Below are 25,705 nucleotides of genomic sequence, written 5' to 3' on the forward strand. Positions count from 1 at the left end.
CCATCTCGATGAACGGCTGTTAATACGCGAGTTGATCAACAGGAGGGGATCGGGTGAACCTCGTCGTCGTATCGAACCGCGTGTCGCGCGGAAAACCCAATGAACCCATGACGGGGGGGCTGGCTGCGGCATTGCTGCCGGTTGTTGAGAAGACAGGGGCGATATGGGTTGGTTCCAGCGGCCGTGTCCGTGACGGGAGCCAGAAGGAGCCTTTTGCAGAGGTCGAAGCCCTCGGTGCCGGTGCACTGGCGATGCTCGACCTGCCGGCGGCGCATTACGGCGGCTATTACGAAGGCTTTGCCAATTCGGCGCTGTGGCCCGCGCTGCATTCGCGGCCCGACCTGATTCGCACGTCGCAAGACGACTATGGCAGCTATCGCGAGGTGAACGCCTTCATGGCGCGCGCGCTGCTGCGATTCCGCAAGCCCGATTCCATCTTCTGGATCCAGGACTACCATTTCCTCGCACTCGGCGCCGAACTGCGCGATCTCGACGTCACGCAGCCGATTGGCCTCTTCCTGCACACGCCGTGGCCGACGCGCGCGGTGATCTCGGGCGTGCCGCATCATCGAGAGCTGATCGAGGCGATGCTCGCCTATGATTTGATCGGCTTCCAGACCGATGAGGATTGCGAGAACTTCCTGAGCTATGTGCAGGACGATCTCGATCTTGTGGTTCGCGACGGCGTCATCACATCGTCGTTCGGCCGCACCCGCGCCGCGGTGTTTCCGATCGGCATCGATCCGCAAAAATTTGCCCAGCTGGCGACCAAGGCGATGACGCATCCCGACGTGTCGCGGCTGCGGCGCAGCCTCAATGGCGAGAAGCTCGCGATCGGCGTCGACCGGCTCGACTACTCCAAGGGCATCGGCAATCGCATCAAGGCGTTCGACCGGATGTGGACGCTGTATCCGAACCTGAAGCGCTCGGTGTCGCTGCTGCAGATCGCAACGCCCTCGCGCGGCGCGATCGAGGCCTATGGCAATCTGCAGAACGAGATCGCGAAGCTCGTCACCGACATCAACGGCGCGCATGGCGAGGTGGATTGGACGCCGATCCGCTATCTCAACAAGGGTTATAGCCAGGCGGTGCTCGCGGGCCTCTACCGGACCGCGCAGGTCGGCGTGGTGACGCCGTTGCAGGACGGCATGAATCTGGTCGCCAAGGAATATGTCGCCGCCCAGAACCCGGCCGATCCCGGCGTGCTGGTGCTGTCGAAATTCGCCGGCGCCGCCAACGAGCTCGACGCGGCGCTACTGGTCAACCCGCATGACATCGACGGCATGGCGCGCACCATCGCGGCTGCGCTTGCGATGCCGGTGACCGAGCGGCGGATGCGCTGGGAAGCGATGATGGCGAAGCTCAATGCCGGTACCATCCAGCAGTGGTTCGCCGATTTCACCGAGGCCTTGCAGGATACACAGGGCACCGGCAGCGCGATCGTAGCCCAGCCGCGAACCCTGTGGCCACGCCGCGTGACCGACATCGCGTCGCGGCATCATTGAGGGCGCCAACGCCAATACTTCACTAGCTCACCTAGTTGCCGACTCGCAGTGAGCTCCGTCATCTTGAGGTGGCCGCTTCTTGAGCGGCCCTCGAAGGATCGACGGCCACCTGCCGGGCCGCACATCCTTCGAGGCTTGCTCCGCTCGCACCTCAGGATGACGTGCTGGTCTGATTCATGTGTCAAACAGCGAGAGGATGCACGTCTAGATTCTCGCGGCCTGATCTGCCCGAGCTTTGCATTTCGTTTGCCATCTCTGGAAGTAGACGGCGCAGGGAAAGCCGGGGCGCGCTGCACCCGCGGTCTCGTGTGCAATGGTAAAAAGAGAAGCGCACACGAGCATACAGGTTCAGCGGAGGCATTCCGGCTTTCCCTGCGCGATGGGTTACGGCTTATACGTGCTCTCCCCGGCGAGACTAGGCTTTGTTGTCACCGTCCTCGCAGGACGTTTTCGCGTCCTGCGACGAGACACCTGCCACTGGGGCGTCAGGTCCACTCGATTTCACCGTCCGCCTCACGCGCTCTCGTCAGTCGCACGCTCGGCGTCCACCGCATCCCACCGTGCGTTCGTGACGTGCGCACGCCCCTCGATCGGGTGAGACGGGCAGACCATACGCTGAGTTATACTTCTGATAAAGCGAAATATGCTTCGCGTAGAGACTGGACAGCCTAAATCGCATTGATCCGGCACGTGAATTTAGATTTTGCGCGCACGCCGTGGGCGGGGCTCCGGCGCCCTGCCGTGCCCGGGAGTGATTTGCGCCTGCCTGCGCCAAAGCCACCCGCTGACCCGGTTCAGGCCGTCCCGCCGGTCCCACCGCAGGCCAGAATTATCCAATATTTTCAGTCAAATGGGGAAATTTCGCGCCCGAGGCCCGCGCTCCCTTGCAAAATCTGCCTCAGCCCTTCAAGAGAGGCCTCCCGGAGAGATGGCCGAGTGGCTTAAGGCGCACGCTTGGAAAGCGTGTGTGCGGGAAACCGTACCGTGGGTTCGAATCCCACTCTCTCCGCCATTTCTCAGCCACAGCCCTCCCCAGTATCCGATTGTTCGAATCTACCGCAAGGCCACCGAAGAATTCCGCGATGTTGCGCTATTTCTTGCGCAGGCTGTAGTTTTTCGACGTGGGTTCGGGGGATGGTTCTTCCGCCACTACACTGTTCTCCTCTGTATCCCATTGTTCGAGGCGACAGCAAAAACAACAAGTAGCGCGATAGACGCGGTTGCGGCCAGTTCTGCGATGTTACCCTTAGTTTAGTCACCGCGCTAACCGTAGCTTCTGGCCGTGGGTTCGGAGGATGCATTTCGCGAGGGAGAACACATGGCCGGCAAGCTCAAGCCGCTTGACGTCGAACGCAAAATTCGGCCCGGCAAATGCTGCGCTTCATGGTAGCCGGGACATGAAGGTAGACTGACCAACCCCTCAAGTAGCAGTTAAGGCTGCCTTTCCGACGACGCAAAATCAGTCCAATTTTTCTGACAAAGCGCTCCGTTGCGCCTTCGCCATCCGCTCGCGCGCGAGCTTGTAGAGCATATCGTGCCCCGACATCGCGTCCGCGAGGAAGCGGTCGAATGCGTGCCGAAGGGAAGGCTTGAGCTCGACCAGGCGTCCGCCGCGCCCCGAAAGGCCGACATCGCCGTGTTCCGCCGCGTCTTCGAGCAGCGCCCGCACATGGGTGCGCGATACGCCGAACCGCGCGCCGATATCCGAATAGGAGACATCCTTGGCGCTGCCGGCGGCAGAGATTTGAATGAGCTTGATCAGGACCAGCACGCCGGAATCGCGCCCCATGAACCGCATCACGGCGGGATTGTTCGCCATGATCTCAGCACCCTTGCCGGAGAAATCCAGAGCGACCAGCCGCTGGGCGCGCTGGAACGCGGCATCCTGCGTCATCGGCTCGCCGTAGCCGGGGTCCGGAAACATCACGTGCAAAGGCGTATAGTGATAGACCAGCCAGTCGCGATCGAGTGACATCATCTTGGCGGTCGGGATGAGAATGCGCACCCTTCCGTCGTGCTCCGAGGGGCGGATGTCGACATAGCCAAGCTGAACAAGCCGGGCCACCAGCGCGTCGACCCGGCGCGGGCTCGCCAACCCGAACGGCTTGATTTCATCCTTGAGCCGCTGCGGGGTCGCCCATGTCGAACGATCGGCCAAGTCATGGCGCAGATGCAGGGACACGATCAGGTTGAAAGTCACCTGTCGCATCGCCTCGACCAGCAACCGGCTGCGGAATTGATCGCCCTCATGCAGGGCCAGAACCGCGTCGACGAAAGCCCCGCGGGCCGCTGGAAAGCGCGGGTGGGCGAGAATCTCTTCGGAGGTATGAATGGAGCCGGTGACGGACGGGGAAGGGGAGGACATAAACGACCAGGACCGGCGTTGAGGTTTTGCTGCCACGGCAGCTACGGATAAACGCAAATTGTTTCAAGCCGGACTCGGCAATATTTTACCGTTCCGTCCGCGGAACTCCTGCCAGACGAGCGTTCCCTTGGAAGAATGTGGATTTCGCGCCACACTCTTCACATTTCCCTGCCACAATTTGGAACATTTTGCGCGGACCTCACCGGTATGGCCCGGCCATTGCTAGCTTGGCCATCGGTCGCCTCGCCTCCGCCAATGGATGCGCGCATGGCCGGCCACGGGGTGCGTGAAGTATGCGGAATGATGGGGTTGTGGCCGGGCTCAGCTCGGTTTTGGGCGCAGGCGCGGTCGATTTGGTTCGGGGCAAGGCTGAGAGGCGCGCGCTGCGGGCGCTGCTGATTGGCGTCGTGCTGATCTGGGCTGCGCCGGTGGCGGCCGCACCGGTGGCGGACGCGACCTGGAGCACCACGCCCGGCTCCGGCGATTTCAACACGGCGACGAACTGGACTTCGGGTTTCGTGCCGAACGGCACTGCCTTTTTCGGTCCGTCGACGATCACCAGCCTGTTGTTCACGGCCAACACCACCCTCGGCGGCTTCACCTTCAATCCGGGCGCGTTCGCCTACAGCTTCAGCAACAGCCAGGTCCTGGACTTCACCAGCGCCGGCATTGTCATCAACGGCGGCAGCGCCACCATCACGAACAGCAACACCATCAACTTCCTCAACGCCAGCACGGCCGGCGGCGGCACCATCACGAACAACTTCGCCGGCTCCACCAGCTTCGGTGTATCCCGAGGGGCCGACACCGCCAGCGCCGGCACCGCCAATATCACGAACAACAGCGGCGGTAGCACATATTTCCTCGCCCACACCACCGCCGGCAGCGCCACCCTAACCAACAACGATAACGGCAGCACCTACGTGTTCGACGCCAGCAGCGCCGGCAGCGCCGCAATCACGAACAATAGCGGCGGCGGCATCCAGTTCGGTGCAGTGGCAGGGACCGACACCGCGACCGCCGGTTCCGCCCAAATCACGAATAATGGCGGCGGCTCGACCTTCTTCTACGCCCATGCCACGGCCGGCAACGCCACCATCACCAACAGCGGCAATACTTCCTTCTTCGACAGCAGCACCGCCGGCAGCGCCACGATCACGAACAACAGCGGCGGCGTCACCGAGTTCTTCCAGACCAGCACCGCGGGCAGCGCCGCGATCACGAACAACAACAACGGCAGCACCCAGTTCAACGCCGCCAGCACCGCGGGCAGCGCCACCATCACGAATAACAGCGGCTCCACCCTGTTCAACAACACCAGCACGGCCGGCAGCGCGGCGATCACGAACAGCAACTACAGCAGCACCCAGTTCAACGACACCAGCACGGCCGGCAGCGCCGTCATCACGAATAACAGCGGCTCCACCCTGTTCAACAACACCAGCACGGCCGGCAGCGCGGCGATCACGAACAACAACAACGGCAGCACTCAGTTCAACGCCACCAGCAGCGCCGGCAGCGCCGCGATCACGAACAACAGCGGCGGCAACATCTATTTCTACGCCACCAGTACCGCCGGCAACGCCACCATCGCGAACAACAGCGGCGGCCTCACCCAGTTCCTCAATGCCAGCACAGCCGGCAACGCCGCGATCACGAATGACAACGGCTCCATCCTTTTCAACGGCACCAGCACGGCCGGCAGCGCCACCATCACGAACAACAGCGGCATTGTTGCATTTTTTGGTCGAAGCGACGGCGGAGCTGCGCATCTGATCAACGGCGCGGGCGGGACGATCGATTTTTCGGGCAGCTCGGGGCCGAGCGGCGATGACCGGCTCGGCGTCGGCTCGCTCGTTGGGGCTGGAACCTTTATCGTCGGCCAGCAGCAGCTTGTGACCGTCAGCGGCAGCCTCGCCTTCACCTCCGGCGCGCTTTATATGGTGCAGGTGTCGGGGTCGAACGCGGGCCAGATCGCCGTCAACGGCACCGCCACATTGAACGGCAATGTCGAGGTCGACGTGCTGAACCGGCTGACGCAGAAGACCACCTACACCATCTTTTCCTCGGCCAACCCGCTGAGCGGGACCTTCAACTCGGTCAGTCTTGACAACAATTTTGCCCGCGATCCGGTGCTGACTTATGTGGGCGACACTGTGCTGCTCACGCTCCTGCCCGGGCTGTTGTCGCCGCTCCTGCCTGCCAATGCGCCTGCCAATCAGGTCAAGGTCGCGGGCGCGATCGATAATGCCTTGCTTGCCGGAAACAATCCTACCAATGCGTTCAACGCGATCTTCAATGCATCAGGCAATGCCCTGCTCAACGGCCTGACGCAAGCCTCCGGCGAGACCGCAACCGGCTCGCAGCAGACCACGTTCAATGCGATGGGCCAGTTCATGGGGCTTTTGACCGATCCGTTCACGGGCCACGGAGGTGGCATCAACGGCGCGACGTCGGCGCCGGGCTATGCGGATGAGGAGGGCGCCAGCGCCTATGCTGCGCAGAAGCGGCTTGGGGCCGAGCGCACCGCCTATGCGATGTTCGCCAAGGCGCCGCTGGCAATGGTCTATGAGCCGCGCTGGAGCGTGTGGGCATCGGGCTTTGGCGGCTCGCAGACCACCGACGGCAATGCGACGCTGGGATCCAACAACACGAGCAGCAGCCTCGCCGGCACGGCGGTCGGCGCCGACTATCACTTCTCGCCGTTTACGATCGCCGGATTTGCACTGGCCGGCGGCGGCACCAGCTTCAGCGTCGCCAATGGCGGCAGTGGCCATTCCGACCTGTTCCAGGCCGGCGCGTTCATCCGGCACACCGTTGGTCAAGCCTACATCACCGGCGCCCTCGCCTATGGCTGGCAGGACATCACCACCAACCGTACCGTCACGATTGCCGGGATCGATCAATTGCGGGCCGAGTTCAACGCCAATGCGTATTCCGGGCGCGTCGAAGGCGGATATCGCTATGTCGCGCCATGGGTCGGCGGCGTCGGCATCACGCCCTATGCGGCGGGGCAGTTCACCACTTTCGATCTGCCGGCTTACGCCGAGAGCGTGGTCACCGGCACGCCGGCCTTCGCGCTGAACTACGCAGCCAAGAGCGTCACCGATGTGCGCAGCGAATTGGGCATCCGCACCGATAAATCCTTCGCGGTGACCAATGGCGTGCTGACGCTACGCGGCCGCTTCGCCTGGGCCCATGATTTCGATCCGGACCGAAACATCGCGGCGACCTTCCAGGCGTTGCCGGGTGCAAGCTTTGTCGTTGGCGGCGCGGGCCAAGCTTCCGACTCCGCGCTGACGACCGTCTCAGCCGAAATGAAATGGATGAATGGCTGGTCCGCGGCCGCAACGTTCGAGGGCGAGTTTTCCAACGTCACCCGCTCCTACGCCGGCAAGGGCGTCGTGCGATATACTTGGTGAGCTGACGACTTCCGGATTTGATTTCGCTGTGTTTTCGTTTGCCTTTGATCGCGCTTGTTGCGCTTTGTTGAGGTCGTTTCTGGTGCGAAACTGGTGCGGAGCCTATCTCGTCGTTGGGCTCAACGAACTCCAACCATATCCGAACGCAGGGCGTTAGCTGAAAGGCGTGCATGCCGAAGACGCAGCTTGCGCCAAGCGGAGCTTCCCAAATCTACTGGCGTGGCCGGCCAACAACGGCCGTTCCCCCAATACTGCTCCTCATCGTGATTCGAGAAGCGCCGGTCCGGCTATTTCCAGCCTGAGCTTTCCGCGACCCGTTCTCAGCAGTCGGATTGGAGCAGCCTTCTCCTCCAGCCGCCGTCGGAGCAGGAGCAGCCGGGTCTCCAGATTGTCCTTGAAATCGGGCAATCGCAATTCGTTGGAGAGCCGCATCTCGCGATTGGTAAAGTCCGCCCGACCCTCTTGCAGATGCAACCCCAGCAGATGAACCAGGAGCCGACCCGAAACGCCTTTGATCAAGTATTCGCCGTCAATGAACACGCTGTCGTCAAAAAGGTGGTGAACAACGCTAAATGGTCGTCCCGCCAAGGCGCCGTTGCCTTGGGACGTGACCAGCGATTGTTCATTGCCACTGGTGTTGTCGGCAAGCGCAAGGGCTGCCGCCGCGTTGCTTGCCAACATCGAGAGAGCCGTTTCCACGTCTTTCGGGAAAGCGAGACGCTTCTTGCTTTCGAGAAAGAGTACGCCGCGCAAGGCGCCTCCCGCGATCATAGGGAGCGCCATCTGGCTCATGGCATCGGCTATACCCGGCAAGGCGATCGTGCGCGTCTGATTTTCGTCAACCGCCGCCGCACGGATGGCGTCACCGAACCGGCGAATGCGGCTCATGTCGTTGATGCGAATGGTGCGGCGCTCGGCGGCTACCGTTCCGATAATCGCTTCGCCGATCGTCAACTCCGAGCCGATGCCGCTCCACAAATAGCCGCGACTACCGACGGTCACCAGACGTTCGCCGGCGGGATCTTTCACGAGCAGCATGGAGTTGGCGCAACCGAAGCTGTCGCGTAGTCCATCCAGCACCGCGTCCACGATCGCGTCGACCTCGCGTGCTTCGGAAATACGGCCGCAGAGCGTCGCCGCCGCGATGAGATAAACGCTCGTCGCCGGCGACGAGATTGCGATTGCCGCGCCCGGCGACGGAATAGCCGCCACTGACGCAACGCGATAAATGTCTACGCCGCGCAGGCGCATCACGTCGGCCATCCCGAGTTGTGCGCTGCTGGCGCGGAGCTCAGCCGCCATGGTCTCGAACAGCGCGCCGCTGTCGAGCGAGCGCTCAAAGACCACGGACAGCCGGTATTGGCTGCCATCACGCGGATCAACCAGCATGACGGCGGCATTGTTGTTGGCGCGGATGTTGGCGGCGGTCTTCGAGAAGAATTGGTCCGAGAGCGCTACGTGCTCGTCATCGACGAGCGCGACATGCGAGAGGTAGGAGATGTTAGGAATGCCATCTGACGACGCCGTCGCGATAATCGAAGGAATGACACCCTCGAAGCAGGTGTGGAGGTCACGCAGGCGGATCGTCATTGAGACGGCTCAAGCATACTGCCGGCCGTCTTGCCCGGCGTCTGCACGAAAATCGCCTCGACCGCGAGGCGCAAGACCTGCGGCTCCAGATCGACGAGCCAGGACGCCGCGACCGCCTGATCGAGGCCGAGCTCCGCGAACGTCTCGGTCATCGCCTCGATATAGTGCTGCGCACGCTGCCGATGGGCGGCGGATGCTGGAACGATCGCGGCGCGACCTTTCAGTTGGTATGAGACATAGTCGGCGGGCCGCGCGAAGGTGACGGCGAGACGCCCATTGCGCCCGATGTTGGCGATGGTCTGCGGCCATTGCCAGCCCGAGACGATGAGGTCGACGCGACCTTTTGCACGATCGACGACAGCGCCGGCCGCCCGGGCAACTTGCGGCAGCAGGCCATCGTCGCAGCTTCCAACGATGATCATCACCGGGCTTTCCAGGAAGGTAGCCAGCACGGCGTCGATTGGGTTGCAGTCTGTTCCCGGCATAAGGGAGCGGGCGCTTAGTAATCATTTAGGAAGGCCGCGATCCAGAGAAGCGTAGAGTTTCGGCCAACCATGCAGAGGACTGGCACCATGAATGCTTCGCTCGATCCGATCCACATGCCTGAACGAACCGTCGCCGTTATCGGCGGCGGCCCGGCCGGCCTTGTCGCAGCGCGCTTCCTCAAAAAGCATGGCTTCGATCCGGTCGTCTTCGAGGCTGCAGCGGTGGTAGGCGGGCAATGGAATGCGGACTCGCCTTCGAGCGCTGTCTGGCCGGGCATGTGCACCAATACGAGCCGGGTACTGACCGCCTTCAGCGATCTCGATCATCCTGCAGGCACCAGTGTCTATCCGAGCCAGGTCGATATGCTGGCCTACCTGCAGCAATATGCCGAGAACGCCGGCCTCAAGCCCCATCTCCGTCTGTCGACCCGCGTCGAAAGGTTGGATCAGGATGCCGGGACGGGCTGGATCGTCCGCTCGCGACGCGGCGAGAGCACTGTATCGGAACTCTTTTCGCGCGTCGTGGTCGCGACGGGCTGCTGCACGGCCCCCGACGTACCCGCAATTGCCGGGTTGAGTGGTTTTGCTGGCCGCGGCGGCGCCATCCATAGCTCCCAATATAAAGGGGCTGAGCTCTATCGCGGGCAATCTGTGCTCGTTGCCGGCTGTTCAATCAGCGCGCTCGAAATCGCAAGCGAATTGGCGGCATCAGGCGCGAAGGTCTGCGTCGCCATGCGTCGCCAGCGCTATGTCCTGCAAAAGCTCCTTGCCGGGGTGCCGACGGATCACGTTGCTTTCACGCGTTTTGCCGCGCAGGCCGGACGGGTGCTGCCGCCGGAGGCGATCGCCGCGGGGATGAAACAAATGGTGCTGGAGAACTGCGGCAGCCCCGAGCAATTTGGTGCTCCGAAGCCAGACGACAACATCTTCGCCGCCGGCTTGACCCAGTCGCAGAACTATCTGGCATTGGTGGCGGAAGGACGAATCCGATCGCGGCCGTGGCTCGAAGCGGTCGACGGCCAAACCGTGCACTTTGCCGACCGATCCAGCGAGGCCTTCGATGCGGTCATTCTTGGCACCGGCTTCAAGCTCACGCTGCCGTTCGTCAGCGAGACGATCGCGGCGACCCTTGGTCTCGACGGCCACCACGTCGACCTGCACGACCACACGCTGCATCCCGATCTGGATGGTCTCGGTTTCATTGGCCTTTATTCACTGATCGGCCCCTATTTCCCGGTGCTCGAATTGCAGGCGCGTTGGCTTGCGTACTTGTGGGCGGGGCTGCGGCCGATGCCGTCCATCGAAACGATGCAAGAGGGCGTTTCGACGGCAAGAGCACGTCGAAGTGGTCCGCGCGATGTTCCCATGCACGCCTTGGCAACGCTCTTTGCCACCCATGCGGGTGTCGAGCCGCGTCCCGCGGCATGGCCGACGCTCGAACGCGCATTGTGGTTCGGCCCTTTGTCGCCGGCTTCGTTCCGCCTGACCGGCCCTGATGCCGAACCGGACGCGCCGACCCGCGCCATGGCGGCGGCGCGTTCGTTCAAAGCGATCACCGAGGACGCGCTCACGCCCGAGGAGATGGCGCGTATAAAGCCTGTGATTGCAACGACCGAGGTGCAAGCCGCATGATCCAACCAACCTTGAACCACCCTCCAGGGTTACGGTGACAGTGCACAAATTATTGTGAGTAACGACCCCGACGTCGAGCTGTCGTCCACACGGAACATGATCGCGTCAATGCATTGAAACTGTCACGATGCAGCTTCCGATCATAGGTGAAGAAGTTTCGCCTGACGTATACTGGATAGCACCCTTTGCGCGTGCGCGCGCCTAGTTATCGAACCCGACGAACACCGTCGCTTCCTCGACAGACTTCCGCTCCGACACGACAGCATTGGCCGGAAAGGTTTCATCCGGCCAACCCAGCGCGATGCTTTTCATGATGACTTGATCGTCGGCTATTCCAGCGTGCTCGCGCACCACGGGGGATTGCATGATACCCTGGCTGTTGATCACGGCGCCCAGCCCGCGAGACCAGGCGGCATTGACCAGCGCGGTCGCCACGGCGCCGCAATCGAAGGGCGTATCGTCGCTCCCGTCCAGCACCCTGTCGTAGGTAATGATCACGCATACCGGCGCGTCGAATTGACGGAAGCCGCGCAGCACCCAGTCCTGGCGCTTGTCCTTGTTGTCGCGCTCGATCCCCATCGCGGAGAATAATTGCTTGGCGACGCCGACCTGCCGGTCGCGGTGCTTGCCTGCAAAGGCCTGACCCGGGCGGAATTCGCGCGACTGCGGTATGCCCGCCGCCATCCGCTCGGTGTTGCCGGCGCGGATCCGATCCAGCGGTTCGCCGGTGATGACGTAGAAATTCCAGGGCTGGGTGTTCATCGACGACGGAGCGCGCATCGCCAAACCAATGATTTCTGCAATCAGCGACTTGGGTACTGGATCAGGTTTGTAACCGCGGATACTCCGGCGACCGAGGATGACGTCATCAAACTTCATCTCTGTGGGATTCCCCGGATAAGTCCTGAACCAGCTTTCGCTTGACGCTACAGCGGACAGCATCCGTTGCGTGCCCGTGGTCGTTTAGCGGATTTGGTGATGATGAAATTGTGCCGCTGAGTTGCCCGACGTGTCAAGTTTTCGGTCCCAACGGTCGGTTGCGACGGTCGCCGGCTACTGTGCATGGGGTTGTTTTCGATATTTTTGGCGGGAGCCACAGCGAACCGGCGCGACGGCACCATCCGGACGGGTTGTAGGCTCTTCAAACTGTTGCTCAAATCGTGGGTTTTGGTCTGGAAAGGTCGAAAATTCTTGATCTTTCAATGAGGATTGACTGACACTCTCTCCGCCAGTCGACCGCCAGGGCGTCAGTTTGGTCGGCCCTTTCCTGGGGTAACGTATCAGTGGACCAAAACTCCGATCTTGCTGCGCTCGACAAGCTCAAGATGCGTATCCAGGCGCTGCGCGCAAAGACCATCGACAATGGCTGCACCGAGGACGAGGCGCTGTCCGCAGCTGCCAAAGTCGCCGAGTTGCTCGATCGCTACGACCTGTCGCTGACCGACATCGACATACGCAAGGCGCCTTGCGAGCGCCGCGCGTATGAGACCTACCGCAAGAAGCGAATCCCGCTCGATGACTGCATCGGCGCCGTCGCGAACTTCTGCGACTGTCGGGTTTGGCGCGAGAAGAATCAAGTCGGCGAGAGCCGGTATGTCTTCTTCGGTCTTCGCTCGGATATCGAAGTCGCGCACTACCTGACCGAACTGCTCGACACCGCCGTCCGCTTCGAGCTCGGCCGCTACAAGAGCACACCCGACTATGGACGCTTCAGGCACAATGAGCGGCATCTGGCGAACGCCTCCTTTGCGCTGGGGATGGTTGCGTCCATAGCGGACAAGCTGACAGCAATGAAGGCCGGTCGCGACAAGGTGAACCACAGCACCGGCCGCGGCCTCGTTGTCATCAAGGCCTCGATCGTCGATGCCGAGTTCGGCAAGCTCGACTTGAATTTGCGGACGCGGCGCGGCACCGGCCGCACGGTGTCGCTGACGGCCTATGAAGCCGGGGGTGTCGCCGGAGCGTCGTTGGCCATCAATCCCGCGGTTGCAGAGCCGGTGAATTCAAGGCCGCCGAAAGGCAACCGCCAGCGCGCGTAAGGAGCAATGGCCAAGGGGTAAGCCCCAAGCCTGCTGCACATCTCTGGCAAACCGAGGATGTTGCGAGGCGAAACAGTGGCGGCCCGACGAGTCCTCGATCAAAGGGTTGAGCGATCATGGCCTTCAATCTCACCATTTTCGCGTCTCACTATCTTCGATGGCACTTTCCGCATACGGTTTGGTGGCCTGCGCTACGATCATCCAGATATGGTGCCGGTCGATTGCCTGATGACGAGTCCAGTCGGCTGAATGGTTACACTGATGGTCGCTGGTGCTTCACCGGCGATCAGGCGAACCAGCATTCGCACCGCTTCGTAGCCGAGCTGGTCGAGGGGATAGGCGACCGCCGTCATGGCCGGAGTCAGCAGATCTGCAACGGGCCCGTCGTAGAAGCTTGCGACAGATAAGGCGTCCGGGACACTCAATCCGAGTTCTTGCGCCGCGCGCAACGCACCGGCGGCAACCAGATGATTGGTGGCAAAGACCGCGGTAGGACGGTCGGCGAGGGCGAGCACGGTACGCGCACCTGCTTCGCCGCCCTCACGGTCATAGCCGCAATTGACCACAAACCGCTTGTCGAAGCGCAGGCCGCATTGCGCGATCGCGTGTTTGAACCCCGCGAGGCGCCGTGTCCCGAGGAAGCGGCGCGTGCTTCCGAGGAATCCGATCCGCTCGTGGCCGAGTTCTGCCAGATGACGTATGGCGAGCGCCACGCCCGCTTCGTCATCCAGCACGACATGCGGAAACCGTTCGTTCAGGTAGCGGTTGACGAGCACGGCAGGCGCCCGCAGTTGCTGTACGGCGGCCAATTGTCTCGCTTCCTGCTTACCCGTGGAGATCAGAAGTCCGTCGACCCTGTTGCTGGAGAGAATGCGCGCAGCCAGGTTCGGGTCCTCACCTTCGGGGCCGATGCCGCCAATCAGCATCGAATATCCGAGTTCATATGCCGCGCGCTGCGCTCCCTGAATGATCGCGACGAATGCTGGACTGTTGATCTCAGGCACGATCATCGCAAGGCTGCCCGAACGTGCAAGGCGAAGGCCTCGCGCCTGTGGATTGGGGATGTAGCCCAGCTCCGCAATTGCGCGGCGGACGGTCTCCTTGGTCCCTTCTCGGACGTTGAGCGTCGGGTCGTTATTCAGGATGCGCGATATCGCGCCGGGCGAAACGCCCGTCACCCTCGCGACGTCAGCCATCGTCACTCTCTTGTCAGCCATTGGGCTCGCTTCCGGGATATTTCGAGTCGGACGACAGGGCCAGGCCGGGTTGCCGAATCCATACTATCGAAAAGATTGGAGCGTCGCTGCGGGCGTAGCACAACTCTTCTCTGGCGTGGAAAGACTAGTTGCCGCCGGTCAGGTAGTCCCATGCCGACAGCGCGTGGGTTTTGATGACCGTTATGAACTCTTCGACTGCCACGCATTCGTCGGCCGCAGCCATGCGCGTCGGCGCCGGCCCGTAAATATACGCGGGCACTTTGCGATAGCGCCAGAACTTGCAATCGGTGGCGCCGAGCGAGGGAATCGCGACCGGGCGCACACCTGAGACGGCCTCGGCGTTGCGTGCGAGAATGCTGACCATCGGATGGTCGTGCGCGCACGAATTCGAAGGGTTGCTTGCGGCTTCCTGAACAGCCACTTCTGCCTGCGGATAGTCGGCGAGAATGGCATGAATTGTCTGCATGACCCGGTCGGCGTCCAGACCGATGGGCAATCGAACGTCTGCCTCGAAGACGCACGAAGCGGGAATCATGTTGACCTTCAAGCCGCCCTGGACGGTGCCGATATTCAGCGTCGGGCAGGTCATGATGTCGGCGGCGCCGGCGCCCATCGCGCGATCCGCTGCTGCGCGCACTTCGGGCAACGCGAGATAGGCTCGCAACGAGGGCGCCAGGTCGGGGACAATCGTCTCGATCTGTCCAAGCCGGTTGATCAGGCTCGCGGCGATGCGCGTCGCGCTCTCCGATTTGTGCAGATATGCGCCGTGCGCGCCAGCGGTCCGTACCGTGAAGGTCAGCCGCAACGTGCCCTTTTCGGCAAAACGGACGGTCTGCAGACCGCCGGGTTCCGCGTTGATCATGCAGTCGCCATGCCAGCGCGTATCGTTTTCCAGCAGCCAGTGGCTACCCCAGCGTCCGCCAGTCTCTTCGTCCGACACCGCGGTCAGACAGAGGCTGCCCGCCAGCGCGGCGCGTTGGGCGTGAAGGTAGCTGAACGCGATCACCGACGCGGCCGTTCCTGCTTTCATGTCGCAGGCTCCGCGGCCATGCACGTGGCCATCTTCCAGCGCGCCCGACCAGGGATCGCGCGACCAGCCCTTGCCGTCACCCACCGGAAACACGTCGATATGGCCGTTCATCACGAGTCGCCGTCCGCTACGTCCTCCCTCGAATTCGGAAACGACGTTGGGCAGGTCCTCGCGGGGCGCCACGATCGACGCCCCGACGTTGCGGTGCGCGAGGTAACGCGCCACGACCGCCGCAGCCTGCCGCGTATCGCCCGGCGGATTGGGGGAGGGCTCCCGGATAAACGCCTGGAGAAAAGCGATGTGGGAGGCGCGGTCGCGCTCGATCTCGGCGAGCAGGTCGTCTTTCGTCATATGGCGCATTGACATTTTCCCCGGTTATCGTAGTGTCACGATAGTAAATCGATTTACTAAGTGCAAGTAACAACATTTTTGCGTCGTTGCGAGTGATCGCGCGATCGCCTGTGAAGCGAGCATCGTGGGAAGACGAAGACACCTGCATGGCAAGCGTATCGAGCGAAAGTTCCGTCATGAGCGGGCGAGATGACCTCGCGGAGGACATTTCTCAATTTGAGCATGTGCGACGGAAGCACGTCGGCCGCTATGTCAGCGGCGCGGTGATCGCGGCGCTCGCTGCCTGGGTCGTGATGGCGTTCGCCCACGGCGGGATCGAATGGGCGTTCGTCGGACGATATCTCACCGTGCACAGCATCGTCGCCGGCCTCGGCAACACCGTGCTGATGACCGCGTTGGCGATGCTGCTCGGCGTTTCGATCGGGGTGACCGTTGCCATCATGCGGCTCTCGGCCAATCCGGTGATCAATTGGGCGGCGGCGGCCTATGTGTGGTTCTTCCGTGGTACGCCTGTGCTGCTGCAACTGTTGCTGTGGTTCAACCTCGCACTGGTGTTCCCCACTCTCGGTATTCCGGGACTTGTCGAACTGCCAACCGTAGAGGTGATGACGCCTTTCCTTGCTGCACTGCTGGGGCTGGGCATCAATCAGGGGGCCTACACGTCGGAGGTCGTGCGCGCTGGCCTGTTGTCCGTCGACAAAGGGCAATACGAGGCCGCCAAGGCGATCGGGATGCCCCGCCTGCAGGCGCTGCGTCGGATCATCCTGCCCCAGGCCATGCGCGTAATCGTCCCCCCGATCGGCAACGAACTCATCGGCATGGTCAAGCTGACGTCGCTCGCGAGCGTGATCCAGTTTCCGGAAATCGTATATAGCGCGGAAAACATCTACTACGCGAACAACCGGGTCATTGAGCTGCTGATTGTCGCGGGTATCTGGTACGTGGTCGTTGTCACCGTGCTCTCCGCCCTTCAGGCACGGATCGAGCGATATTTCGCACGCGGCGCGGGAGTATCCGACGCAATTACGCGAACTGGAAACTAGACGTGAATCCGATCGTGAAATCCGTCGGCCTGCGCAAGTCCTACGGCGCATTCGAAGCCCTCAAGGGCATTGATCTGGAGATCGAGCGCGGCGAGGTGCTGTGCATCGTTGGCCCGTCGGGATCGGGAAAGAGCACCTTCCTGCGCTGTATCAATCAGCTGGAAGCTGTCGATGGCGGAGCCTTGTGGGTCAACGGCGAACTGGTCGGCTACCGTCGCACGGGCCACAAATTGTTTGAACTCTCCGAACGCGAGATAGCCCGACAGCGGCTCGCGACCGGCATGGTATTTCAGCGCTTCAACCTGTTTCCGCACAAGACAGCCCTGGACAATGTCATCGAAGGCCCGGTTCAAGTCCTCAAGTTGGAGCGCAAGAAGGCCGAGTTGGAGGCCCATGAACTACTCGCGCGTGTCGGACTTTCAGACAAATGCGGGGCTTACCCGATTGCGCTGTCGGGCGGCCAGCAGCAGCGCGTTGCGATCGCACGCGCTCTGGCGATGAAACCGGCGCTGATGCTGTTCGACGAGCCGACCTCCGCGCTCGATCCGGAACTGGTCGGCGAAGTGCTCTCCGTGATGCGCGATCTCGCCCGAACCGGAATGACCATGATCGTCGTGACGCACGAGCTCGGCTTTGCACGTGAAGTTGCGAACCGGGTGCTGTTCATGGACCAGGGACTGGTGGTCGAAAGCGGATCGCCCGAACAGGTCCTCGGCAGGCCAACCCAGGCCCGTACGCGCGACTTCATTTCTGCAGTGCTGAGCTAGCCGGTCGACGCCATCGGGGCGCATAGGGGAACATCATGGTTTCACGATCCCGCCTTTATCTTGCCGCCGGCGCATTCGCGGTCGCGTTCAGCCAAGCTGCGAGCGTCACCTGCGCGCAGGGCACGAAGACTGTTATCAATGCGGCGACTGTGCCGAAGTATCCTCCTTTCGAGTTCAAGGACCCTGCGTCCGGCAAGCTGATTGGATTCGATGTCGACATCGTCGACGCGATTGCTGCCAAGATGGGCATCAAAGTCAAATGGATCGACTCGAGTTTCGACCAGCTGATCAGCTCGATCGAGACGAAGCGCGCCGACATCATGGTCGCCGGCATGGCCGACACGCCGGAGCGCCGCGCAAGTGTAAGCTTTCTCGATTATCTGCATGCCAACTCGGTATTTTTCACGCTACGGGTCAACGCCGCACGCTTTCAGGATATGAACGCGCTGTGCGGCAAACGGGTCGCCACAGCGCGTCGTACGGTCTGGCCCGCCGCGATCGAGAAATGGAGCGACGACCATTGCACCGCTGCCGGCAAGCCTGCGGTGATCCTGGTGGGCACAGACGGATCACCGGATACGCGGTTGCAGTTGAACCAGGGTCGCGCGGATGCGGCGGTCCAAGGCGCGGAAACTATCCCGTACCAGAACACGATCGAGGGTAACCGCTACGTGATTCTCGGAAAACCTTTCCTTGTCCAGCAAATGGGGCTTGGCTTCGCCAAGGACGACTCGCAATTTGGACAGAAGCTCAAACAAGCGCTTGCCGCGCTCATTGCCGACGGCAGCTATCAGGACCTGCTGCGTAAATGGGACCTCACGGACAGTGCAATCGAGCAAGCCATGATCAACGGTCAGCCCTGAAAACGCGCCCGGGAGCCGTCGACTGTGCACCTCGCCGAAAAGATTGGAGGCGAAACCCCATTTTTCGGCCGTAGCTCAAATGGTGGATTTTGGCCCCGGAGGGTCGAAAATGCATTATCTTTCAATAGGATTCGACTGACGCTCTCTCTGCCATATCGTATTGATCTCATAGGGGCTGGCCGAAACCCCCAGATGAGCGCCCGGCGTCGTTGCACACGGGGCAGGCTTATCATGCGGTCACAAATCGATCACGACGTCGCCCTGGGGTTGCGCGCAGCAGATCAGGAGATTGCCGTCGGCCGGTGTGTCGACCGGGTCCGGGGCGTAGCTGATCTTGCCAGCCACAAGCCCGGTCTCGCAGGTGTAGCAGACCCCGGTTCGACAGGCCCACCGCACCGGCACGTCGCACGCCTCGGCCAATTCGAGCAGGCTGTGGAATGTTGGCTGCCATCGCACATTCAGTCCTGTCCGGGCGAACGTCACCAGCGGTCCCGAGCCGGCAGGCCCGGCCGGGACATGAGGCGATGGAAGCGGCGAAGCCGCGATACCCGGGGTGTTGGAGGGACCGGCACCGAACATCTCGGTATGGATCTGATTTCGCGCAACGCCGAGGGCGGCAAGGCCGGCCGTCAGATCGCTCATGAAGGTCGAAGGTCCGCAGATGTAGAAGTCGCCATAGCTTGGCAGATTGAGCTCCTGAAGCGCTTGCGTATTGAGGCGTCCGGCAGCGTCGAAATCGACATTGGGCCGATCCTCGGGGTTGGGCGAACTGTAGTAGATGTGGCGGTGATGGTGGGGCAGCGCCTTGAGCAGTCCGCGCGCCTCCTCGGCAAACGGATGTTCGCGGCCGTTACGGGCTCCATATAGCCACCAGATGTCCCTCGTCGATGCTTCGGCGGCCAACGCATGCAGCATCGCCAGCACCGGCGTCACGCCGATCCCGGCACTCAACAAGACAACCGGCGTATCGCCCGGCCGCAGCGTGAAGCTGCCGCGTGCCGCGCTTGCTTGCACGACGTCGCCAACCCTGAGGTTGTCGTCGACATAGCCGCTGACCGCACCATGGGCTTCCCGCTTGACGCTGACGCGATAGGTCGAGGCGCGGGGCTCTCCCGACAGCGAATAGCTGCGCATCAGCGGGGGCGCAGATGCCGGCTCCAGCCGCAGCACAATGAACTGTCCGGGGAGAGCCGTGGCGATAGGTTGTCCGTCTACGGGTTCGAGCAGCAGCGAGGTCACGTTGCCGCTCTCGCGCACCTTGCGCGATACGCGAAGCGGCCGGAATCCGCGCCATGCCGGAGCCGTCCCGGAAGACGCCGCATTGAATCCAGCGCTTCCCGTCGTCACCGCGCCCTTGTGATCTCCCTTGCGCTCGTCCTCTGCGAGCAGCGTCTCGAAGGATTTGCGCCAGCCGACGCTCAGTGCCGGGATGCGCAGCGCGCGCTCCAGTTGGTCGCGGGAGCGGCCCGGCATGTAAAGCAGCGCATCGATCTCGGACACGCTTATGCGCTCGGGCCCGGACGCCACTTGCGTGATCTCGTCGCCGGCTTCCACCTCTCCTTCCTCCAGCACACGAAAGTAGAAGCCGGGTCTGCCGTGCTTGACCAGCAGCGCGGCCATTTCGGGCTTGTTCATGCGAATGCCCAACCGGTAGCAGGTGACGCGCGGCTGCGTCACCTCGAACAAGGCGCTCCCGATCCGGTAGCGATCACCGACACACACCTGAGCATCCGGCAGGCCATCGACGGTGAAGTTCTCTCCGAACTGCCCATAGACGAAATCGTTTCGTCCCAATTGGTTCTGCCAATACCGGTAGGAATCCGTCTGATAGACAAGCACGGCGCGGCGTTCGCCGCCGTGTCCGTTGAGGTCCCCTTGTCCATCGCCTTCGATGTTGAGCCGGCGCACCATGCGAGGGCCTTCAACCGGCGCCTTCCAGATGCCGGTATGGACCGTCCTGCCTTGCCAACTCACGTCGTGCGGCAGACCGACATTGACTGAAAGCAAGCGTCCCATGACTCTGCCCAACGATTTTGTGCTGCCTCAAATGCCTCAGATAGCCGTTGCACTTCCTATTCGTGCCTTCGGAACAATTCGATCATATCAATGTATGGGTGGTGGTGGAAATCTGCCGTGGAACAGCTTGGCAGGGTATGGCGATAGTGGCCGCCAATCGCTTTTTGCAGGTGCAACGCGATCTGCGTCGTTGACCCAAGCGCAGCGCGCTGCAACAAGCTGGCGCACGAGGCACAAGCAATTATATGTTGGCCTGCTATTATGCTCGTCAAATAACGCCCGCCACGCGCCAGAAGCGGTCATTCCTTCCAGGCTTGGTCACTACGGAGCAGAAGCTATGCCTAAACCGGAAAGCTTCCCGATCGACAAGATCTACGTTCCGGTGAAGCGAAAGAAAGCTCTCAAGCCTGAGCTGGTTCAGGAAATCGCCGAAAGCATGCTGGAAATCGGACAACAGGCCCCGATTCTCGTTCGGCCCGACGAAGGCCGCTTTGTTCTCGTCGAGGGGCTGCATCGGCTCGAAGCCTGCAAGTCTCTTGGCGAAGCAACAATCATCGGGCTCCTTGTGTCAGCCGATACTGCTCAGCCAAAGACGCAATCGTTTCACAGCGCCGAAGCACAAGCAGAGAGCGACAAGATGGCGCGCTTGAAAAAACTGCGCCTCGAAAAACAGGCTGCCGATGAACTTACCGCTGCGTCAGGAGCGGGTACGGCAACGCGATCAGCTGAACGTTCGGAGAAGGGTTCCCGTAGCAATCTCAAGGCACCGAGCCAATCAAATCGCGGGCTGTCCGAATCAAGGCCCAAAACGTTGTCGGATTGGATCACCCAACAAAAGCGCGATGGTGAGCGATATTGATTGCTGGCTCGGCCTTACGTTGCCGAACTGATCAGGCACTTCATCTTAGCTCACGACGTCCCGAGCGCCGCAGTCGCCAACGCCGCACCGAATCCGGCGCCGAGCGCGGCCCATTCCCTCGCGGTGAACGCCATGGTCACCAGCGCGACCAGCGTCCCGATGAGGCCGGGCAGCCCGCCGGACAGGCAGCCGGCGACGATGAATGCGATGAACAGATTGCCGGGCGCGAGGCGGAGAAACCGGGCAACGAAGCCGTCGTCGCGCAACGATGTCGCCAGCACGTATCCGCCGACGCGCATGGCATAGCAGGTGAGGCCGAGCACGGCGATGGCGCCGAGAAGGTGCAAATCATCCATCGGTCTTCGCCATCATGCTCACCAGCGTGCCGCATCCGCCTCCGATCAGCATCGACCAGCTCGGATCGACAAACCGCGCGACCACAAGCGCGACGACGCCTGACGTGAGCCACGGCCAAAGCGATTTCGCGCCCTTCCATTGGCTCGGAATGAGCGTCGCGATGAACATCGTCGGCAGCAAGGCCGCCGCGAGCCTGAGCGATCCGTTCGCGGTCAGCGGCGCGACATAGGCCAGCGCGGTGCCGCCGATCCATCCGACCGCCATTGGGATGCTCGCGCCGAGGAAATAGCCGGCGTCTGGCCCGTTGCGTTCCGCGTCCGAGCTCGTCATCAGCCACGACGCATCCGCCAGCAGGAACAGGCTGGGCAGGATCTTGCGGTTGGCCAATCCGTCAAACAGCTGGCGCAAATGGGCGCCCATCAATAAATATCGCGAATTGGTGGCAATGCATGCGATGACCATCGCGACGATCGGCAGCGGGCTCGCCCACATGCTCAGGATGATCGCCTGGGCCGTGGCGGAATAGAGCAGGAGGCTGAACAGGATTGCTTGCAGCGCTCCGAGCCCGAGACCCTTATAGGTCAGTCCCATCACGAGGCCCGCGAGCCCATTGCTGAGAATGAAGGGCAGTGCCGCCACCAGGCCTCGCCTGAGGCCGGCTGCGGTCATCACGGGGGTGCGCGGGTCCGGTCGAGCGCTTGTAATGGTCATGACCATTAGATTAGATGTCGTGAGAGGCTGTGATGTCAAGGGATACCGCGCGGGCGGCGACGCAATTCTTCGGTGGGCGGGTCTGCCTCGATTTTGCGAACACGCTCGACTGGCGAACGTCTGATGATCCGCAAGAACTCGTCCCGGATTACGCGGCGTTGTTGTCGTGGAGCGAGCGCCGCGGCACGTTGCCCGATGCCGCGAGCCGGAAGCTGAGACCGCGAGCGGCAAGCAACGAAGCCGCTGCCGTAATGCAGACGGCGTACGCGTTACGTCGCGACATCTGGACCATCGCAGACAGGCTACGCGCCGGACATGCCGCGGAGCTTCGGCTGGTCAATCGGATGCTCTCAGTGGCGCCTCGTCAGCCTGAGCTGGTGCGGCAGGATCGGGGATATCGCCATGCCCTCGCGGGGACCGACATCAACGAGCCGCTGTGGCCGGTGCTCTGGTCGCTCACCGCGCTGCTGGCGTCCGATGACGCGAAGCGCGTCGGATGCTGCGAGGCGCAGGGCTGCGGCTGGTTCTTTGTCGACGAGAGCCCGAACCGGACGCGTCTGTGGTGCTCGAGCGAGGTCTGCGGCAATCGCGAGCGCGCGCGGCGTGCCTATGCCAAGCGCAAGGGCGTGTCGTGAGGAGGAGCAACGGCTATCTCACCGCCTTTTCGCCTGCGGATAGCTGACCGCGGCATTGACGATCTCGGCGGACACGCTCGCAATCTAGCGACGTGACAGCGTGCTGTCTGGTCAAAACAGCTCAACTGTCGCGCTCATTTCGCTGTTCGCCGCGGACACGTAGGCGACCCATAAATGCCGAGTCATGATCGAGATAAATTGCGCGTCGCGGAACTGTTTGGCGCGCGCCTACTTGGTACGCATACGAACGTTTGAGACGGCTGATTCAAAAGTGGCGAGTCGCTGCCGCCCTGACCAACATCACGGCCAAAAGACAATCGTGAAGATAGAGAGATTGCTCGTCATGAGGTCGCACATCGAAGTGTGTTGCGAAAGCATTTGATACGATCATTGATTTCTTCACCGACCGCTACCGAAGAGGAAGCAGCTGTGGATATACTGACTACGGCGCGCTTCGAGATCGAAAGCTTCGATGTCGTCGACAAGGGATGCCATCCTGGCGAAGGGGTTTTTGGCGTTCCGACCGTCGCGGAGCAGGTCGCACCCGGAGAGTCATGCGCCGACCGTAGCGAAACCCAGTCATGCGAAGGCATCGTGCCCGGCCTCGACGGTGTCTCGGAAACGATGCTCTGGTCGCTGCACAATCGCGCAAGCGAGACCATGCGACCTGATGGCGTGCTCGTTGATCCCGAGAGTGTGCGCATCCGATCGGCGATCGATTATGACTTCGCCCGCCGTTTCGGCGATCCCGTAGGCTCTCTTGCGGCCCGCGCGGCCGAAATCGACCGGGCATTGCGGGCATGGCTCAAGCACCATCCGGACGGGTGCGTCGTGTCGCTCGGAGAGGGCCTGGAAACGCAGGGTCATCGCGTCGACAATGGTCGGTTACGCTGGCTATCCGTGGATCTACCGGACGCGATCCGACTGCGGGAGCGCTTCCTGGCGCCGAGTCACCGCTTTTGCCACTGCGCCGCAAGCGTGCTCGACCCTGTGTGGATGGACGCAGTCGACCCTCAGTTCGACATTTTCATCGTCGCCCAGGGACTGCTGATGTACCTTGAGCCTGAAACGGTACGTCGACTTTTCACCAACATCGCCGATCGGTTTCCCACCACGGAGATCGTGTTCGATGCCGTCCCGCGTTGGTTCTCGCGTCTGACTCTATGGGGGCTGAACCAGACCCCAGATTACCGCCTTCCGGCTATGCCCTGGGGTATCAACCGCGACGAACTTGAATCGACCTTGCGGAGCTGGCACCCGCGTGTCGCCACCGTCGCGCTTCTCGACTACCGGGCTCCGCGAGGGCTGCCGCGCATGCTGGCAGACATGACAAATCACATTCCGGTCGCCCGGCATGCCGTTCCCAGCCTGGTGCATGTCACGATGGCGAACGCGCCTTCCCTGCCCACCATGAATGCAAACACTCTTGCCGGAGGGACATCTCCGACATCGCACCACGAAGAATATGGATTCGAAAACCTCACGACAATCAAGGAACCACAGATGACAGCCACGAACGGCAATGTATCCCGTGCGGATACGACGGAGGGCATGTTGGCCATGGCAAGGCAAAATGCCAGCCGCGGCAACGACCTCGCCAAAGCTACGACGAAGATCATCGCCAAGCGCGTGGCGCTCGGGTTGGCAGCTGTCCTGGATCCCATGCACGCCGATCACGTTGAGTTCGCGCGCATGGTCCCGGAGAAGGTTCGGGCATTCTCGGCCGCGGGCATGGTCATGCTCGACCAGTCGGGCGAAGCGAGCCGGAAGATGATGCGCTTGGCATCCGAGGAAGTCATGACGACCGCTAGCGCCACGATAGAGATGAGCTGCTGTTCCAGCCCGGCCGCCTGGGCGGAGGCACAAAGCAGGTTCGCGCGCGCGTGGTTCGGTCGGGCGAGCTCGAGCCTCAACATGATGGGAATGCTGATGCTAACCGCCCAGGCCGCTGTAATGGTGCCAATTCGCCAGACGGTCGCCGCCAATGCCGAACGACTAGGTGGGTAATACGCCAGGTCGGAGTCCGGGTCGCAAGCTTGCGAAGCCGGGTCACAGAGGGTTCTGATTGAGTCAGAACCCGAAGCTCCAGTCCAGGCTTGTGTTTTCACGCGCTTTCTTCGTGCGAGCCGGTATCGCATCGCTCGAAAGCCCTCTGATCGCATCGGTCCTCGTTACCGTCTTTTCGCCTGCAGATAGCTGACCACGGCGTTCACGATCTCGTCCCTGAAGCGGCGCGCTAGCCGGGCGTCGAGGCGAATCGCCTCGTGAACCATACCTTCGACGGCGGCGGCGATCACCGAAGCCGCCAACGCAAGATGGGACGCCCTTAGGCCTGTCGCCGCCGCGACGAACGCGCGAAAGCGCCGCCGATAGGCCTGGTCGAAGTGTTGATCGTCGGCGGATGCAGCGTCGGGCCTCGGAACCTCGTCGAGCAGAACGCGATGCAGGCCGGGATGGAGATGATGGGACGCAATCATCCCGTCGATCAGGTGGCCGACCCGGTCTTCCAGAGCCTCGTCGTCGCGCGACGGCAGATCGAACACCTTCAGGACCGCGTCGAGGTGTCTGAGCCTGATCGCGTCGATCAGGACGAGCTTGTCCGGGAAGTACTGATAGACCGAGCCGATGCTCACTCCCGCCGCTGCCGCGACGTCGTTGGTGTTGAAACCGGACCAGCCCTTGCGCGCCAGAACCTGAGCACCGGCCTCCACGATCACGTCGACAGTGTCGCGAGAACGCGCCTGTCGCGGCTGTTTGCGCATGCTGCGCGAGCGTTTGGAAATGCGAGTAGCCATTTTTCCGATCCCGGCGAATAATG

At 62.0% G+C, this 25,705-nt stretch carries 20 protein-coding genes and 1 tRNA gene; 11 read left to right on the plus strand and 10 right to left on the minus strand.

Annotation, left to right across the window (positions count from 1 at the left end; translation table 11 throughout):
* Positions 1–53: 53 nt before the first annotated feature.
* Together UP09_RS24255 and UP09_RS24260 are read left to right on the plus strand one after the other, a co-directional pair.
* The gene (locus UP09_RS24255; protein WP_044540821.1) at positions 54–1,505 is read left to right on the plus strand and encodes a trehalose-6-phosphate synthase; all 1,452 of its coding nucleotides are present in this window, start codon (positions 54–56) and stop codon (positions 1,503–1,505) included.
* Positions 1,506–2,427: 922 nt separating this feature from the next.
* Positions 2,428–2,517: transfer RNA gene (locus UP09_RS24260), tRNA-Ser, on the plus strand.
* 447 nt (positions 2,518–2,964) lie between these two features.
* Here the strand turns inward: UP09_RS24260 and UP09_RS24265 are convergent.
* Entirely contained in the window at positions 2,965–3,906 is a 942-nt protein-coding gene (locus UP09_RS24265) for a helix-turn-helix domain-containing protein (RefSeq protein ID WP_156164753.1), read from the minus strand.
* A 275-nt stretch (positions 3,907–4,181) separates the two neighbouring features.
* On the opposite strand from UP09_RS24265, the gene UP09_RS38620 reads away from it, so the two are divergent.
* Positions 4,182–7,292, plus strand: a complete 3,111-nt coding sequence (locus UP09_RS38620; protein WP_245302174.1) for an autotransporter outer membrane beta-barrel domain-containing protein — start codon at positions 4,182–4,184, stop codon at positions 7,290–7,292.
* A 258-nt stretch (positions 7,293–7,550) separates the two neighbouring features.
* Here the strand turns inward: UP09_RS38620 and UP09_RS24275 are convergent, their stop codons facing one another.
* The gene (locus UP09_RS24275) at positions 7,551–8,882 is read right to left on the minus strand and encodes a GAF domain-containing protein (RefSeq protein WP_044540823.1); all 1,332 of its coding nucleotides are present in this window, start codon (positions 8,880–8,882) and stop codon (positions 7,551–7,553) included.
* On the minus strand, positions 8,879–9,304 hold the full coding sequence (locus UP09_RS24280) for a hypothetical protein (RefSeq protein WP_197082731.1): 426 nt from the start codon (positions 9,302–9,304) through the stop codon (positions 8,879–8,881). Before UP09_RS24280 ends, UP09_RS24275 begins: the two co-directional genes overlap by 4 nt.
* A 150-nt stretch (positions 9,305–9,454) precedes the next feature.
* Here UP09_RS24280 and UP09_RS24285 point away from each other — a divergent pair, with 150 nt between their 5' ends.
* On the plus strand, positions 9,455–10,999 hold the full coding sequence (locus UP09_RS24285) for a flavin-containing monooxygenase (RefSeq protein WP_044540824.1): 1,545 nt from the start codon (positions 9,455–9,457) through the stop codon (positions 10,997–10,999).
* A gap of 201 nt (positions 11,000–11,200) precedes the next feature.
* On the opposite strand, the gene UP09_RS24290 is transcribed toward UP09_RS24285, so the two are convergent.
* Positions 11,201–11,878: a nitroreductase gene (locus tag UP09_RS24290; protein WP_044540825.1), complete on the minus strand. Its 678-nt coding sequence runs from the start codon at positions 11,876–11,878 to the stop codon at positions 11,201–11,203.
* Between the two features lie 404 nt (positions 11,879–12,282).
* Between UP09_RS24290 and UP09_RS24295 the strand changes: the two genes are divergently transcribed.
* Positions 12,283–13,038, plus strand: a complete 756-nt coding sequence (locus UP09_RS24295) for a DUF2786 domain-containing protein (protein ID WP_044540826.1) — start codon at positions 12,283–12,285, stop codon at positions 13,036–13,038.
* A gap of 197 nt (positions 13,039–13,235) precedes the next feature.
* Here UP09_RS24295 and UP09_RS24300 read toward each other — a convergent pair whose 3' ends face one another.
* Positions 13,236–14,234: a LacI family DNA-binding transcriptional regulator gene (locus UP09_RS24300; RefSeq protein ID WP_245302176.1), complete on the minus strand. Its 999-nt coding sequence runs from the start codon at positions 14,232–14,234 to the stop codon at positions 13,236–13,238.
* A 145-nt stretch (positions 14,235–14,379) separates the two neighbouring features.
* Entirely contained in the window at positions 14,380–15,645 is a 1,266-nt protein-coding gene (locus UP09_RS24305; RefSeq protein WP_082070261.1) for a M20/M25/M40 family metallo-hydrolase, read from the minus strand.
* 137 nt (positions 15,646–15,782) lie between these two features.
* On the opposite strand from UP09_RS24305, the gene UP09_RS24310 reads away from it, so the two are divergent.
* Genes UP09_RS24310 through UP09_RS24320 form a run of 3 tightly spaced genes read left to right on the plus strand, consistent with a single transcriptional unit; the run spans position 15,783 to position 18,309 of the window.
* A complete protein-coding gene (locus UP09_RS24310; protein ID WP_044540828.1) occupies positions 15,783–16,679 on the plus strand; it encodes an amino acid ABC transporter permease in 897 nt (298 codons plus the stop codon).
* A gap of 2 nt (positions 16,680–16,681) precedes the next feature.
* Positions 16,682–17,446 carry an amino acid ABC transporter ATP-binding protein gene (locus UP09_RS24315; protein ID WP_044540829.1) on the plus strand — a complete coding sequence of 255 codons (765 nt, stop codon included), beginning with the start codon at positions 16,682–16,684 and terminating at the stop codon, positions 17,444–17,446.
* Between the two features lie 35 nt (positions 17,447–17,481).
* Entirely contained in the window at positions 17,482–18,309 is an 828-nt protein-coding gene (locus UP09_RS24320; RefSeq protein ID WP_063840158.1) for an ABC transporter substrate-binding protein, read from the plus strand.
* A gap of 237 nt (positions 18,310–18,546) precedes the next feature.
* On the opposite strand, the gene UP09_RS24325 is transcribed toward UP09_RS24320, so the two are convergent.
* Complete coding sequence (locus UP09_RS24325) at positions 18,547–20,325, minus strand: MOSC and FAD-binding oxidoreductase domain-containing protein (protein ID WP_044540830.1); 1,779 nt, start codon at positions 20,323–20,325, stop codon at positions 18,547–18,549.
* Positions 20,326–20,662: 337 nt separating this feature from the next.
* Between UP09_RS24325 and UP09_RS24330 the strand changes: the two genes are divergently transcribed.
* Complete coding sequence (locus tag UP09_RS24330; protein ID WP_044540831.1) at positions 20,663–21,184, plus strand: ParB N-terminal domain-containing protein; 522 nt, start codon at positions 20,663–20,665, stop codon at positions 21,182–21,184.
* Between the two features lie 50 nt (positions 21,185–21,234).
* On the opposite strand, the gene UP09_RS24335 is transcribed toward UP09_RS24330, so the two are convergent.
* Entirely contained in the window at positions 21,235–21,540 is a 306-nt protein-coding gene (locus tag UP09_RS24335; protein ID WP_044540832.1) for an AzlD domain-containing protein, read from the minus strand.
* Positions 21,533–22,210: an AzlC family ABC transporter permease gene (locus tag UP09_RS24340; RefSeq protein ID WP_052833197.1), complete on the minus strand. Its 678-nt coding sequence runs from the start codon at positions 22,208–22,210 to the stop codon at positions 21,533–21,535. The genes UP09_RS24335 and UP09_RS24340 overlap by 8 nt, the downstream gene beginning before the upstream one ends.
* 74 nt (positions 22,211–22,284) lie before the next feature.
* Between UP09_RS24340 and UP09_RS36425 the strand changes: the two genes are divergently transcribed.
* Together UP09_RS36425 and UP09_RS36625 are read left to right on the plus strand one after the other, a co-directional pair.
* A complete protein-coding gene (locus tag UP09_RS36425) occupies positions 22,285–22,887 on the plus strand; it encodes a CGNR zinc finger domain-containing protein (RefSeq protein WP_052833198.1) in 603 nt (200 codons plus the stop codon).
* Between the two features lie 429 nt (positions 22,888–23,316).
* Complete coding sequence (locus tag UP09_RS36625; protein WP_063840159.1) at positions 23,317–24,894, plus strand: class I SAM-dependent methyltransferase; 1,578 nt, start codon at positions 23,317–23,319, stop codon at positions 24,892–24,894.
* A 164-nt stretch (positions 24,895–25,058) separates the two neighbouring features.
* Here the strand turns inward: UP09_RS36625 and UP09_RS24355 are convergent, their stop codons facing one another.
* Positions 25,059–25,682 (minus strand): TetR/AcrR family transcriptional regulator, encoded by a 624-nt coding sequence (locus UP09_RS24355; RefSeq protein WP_044540833.1) that lies wholly within the window; start codon positions 25,680–25,682, stop codon positions 25,059–25,061.
* Positions 25,683–25,705: the final 23 nt, after the last annotated feature.

Origin of the sequence: Bradyrhizobium sp. LTSP885 (assembly GCF_000938305.1) — a bacterium.
Lineage (GTDB): Bacteria > Pseudomonadota > Alphaproteobacteria > Rhizobiales > Xanthobacteraceae > Bradyrhizobium.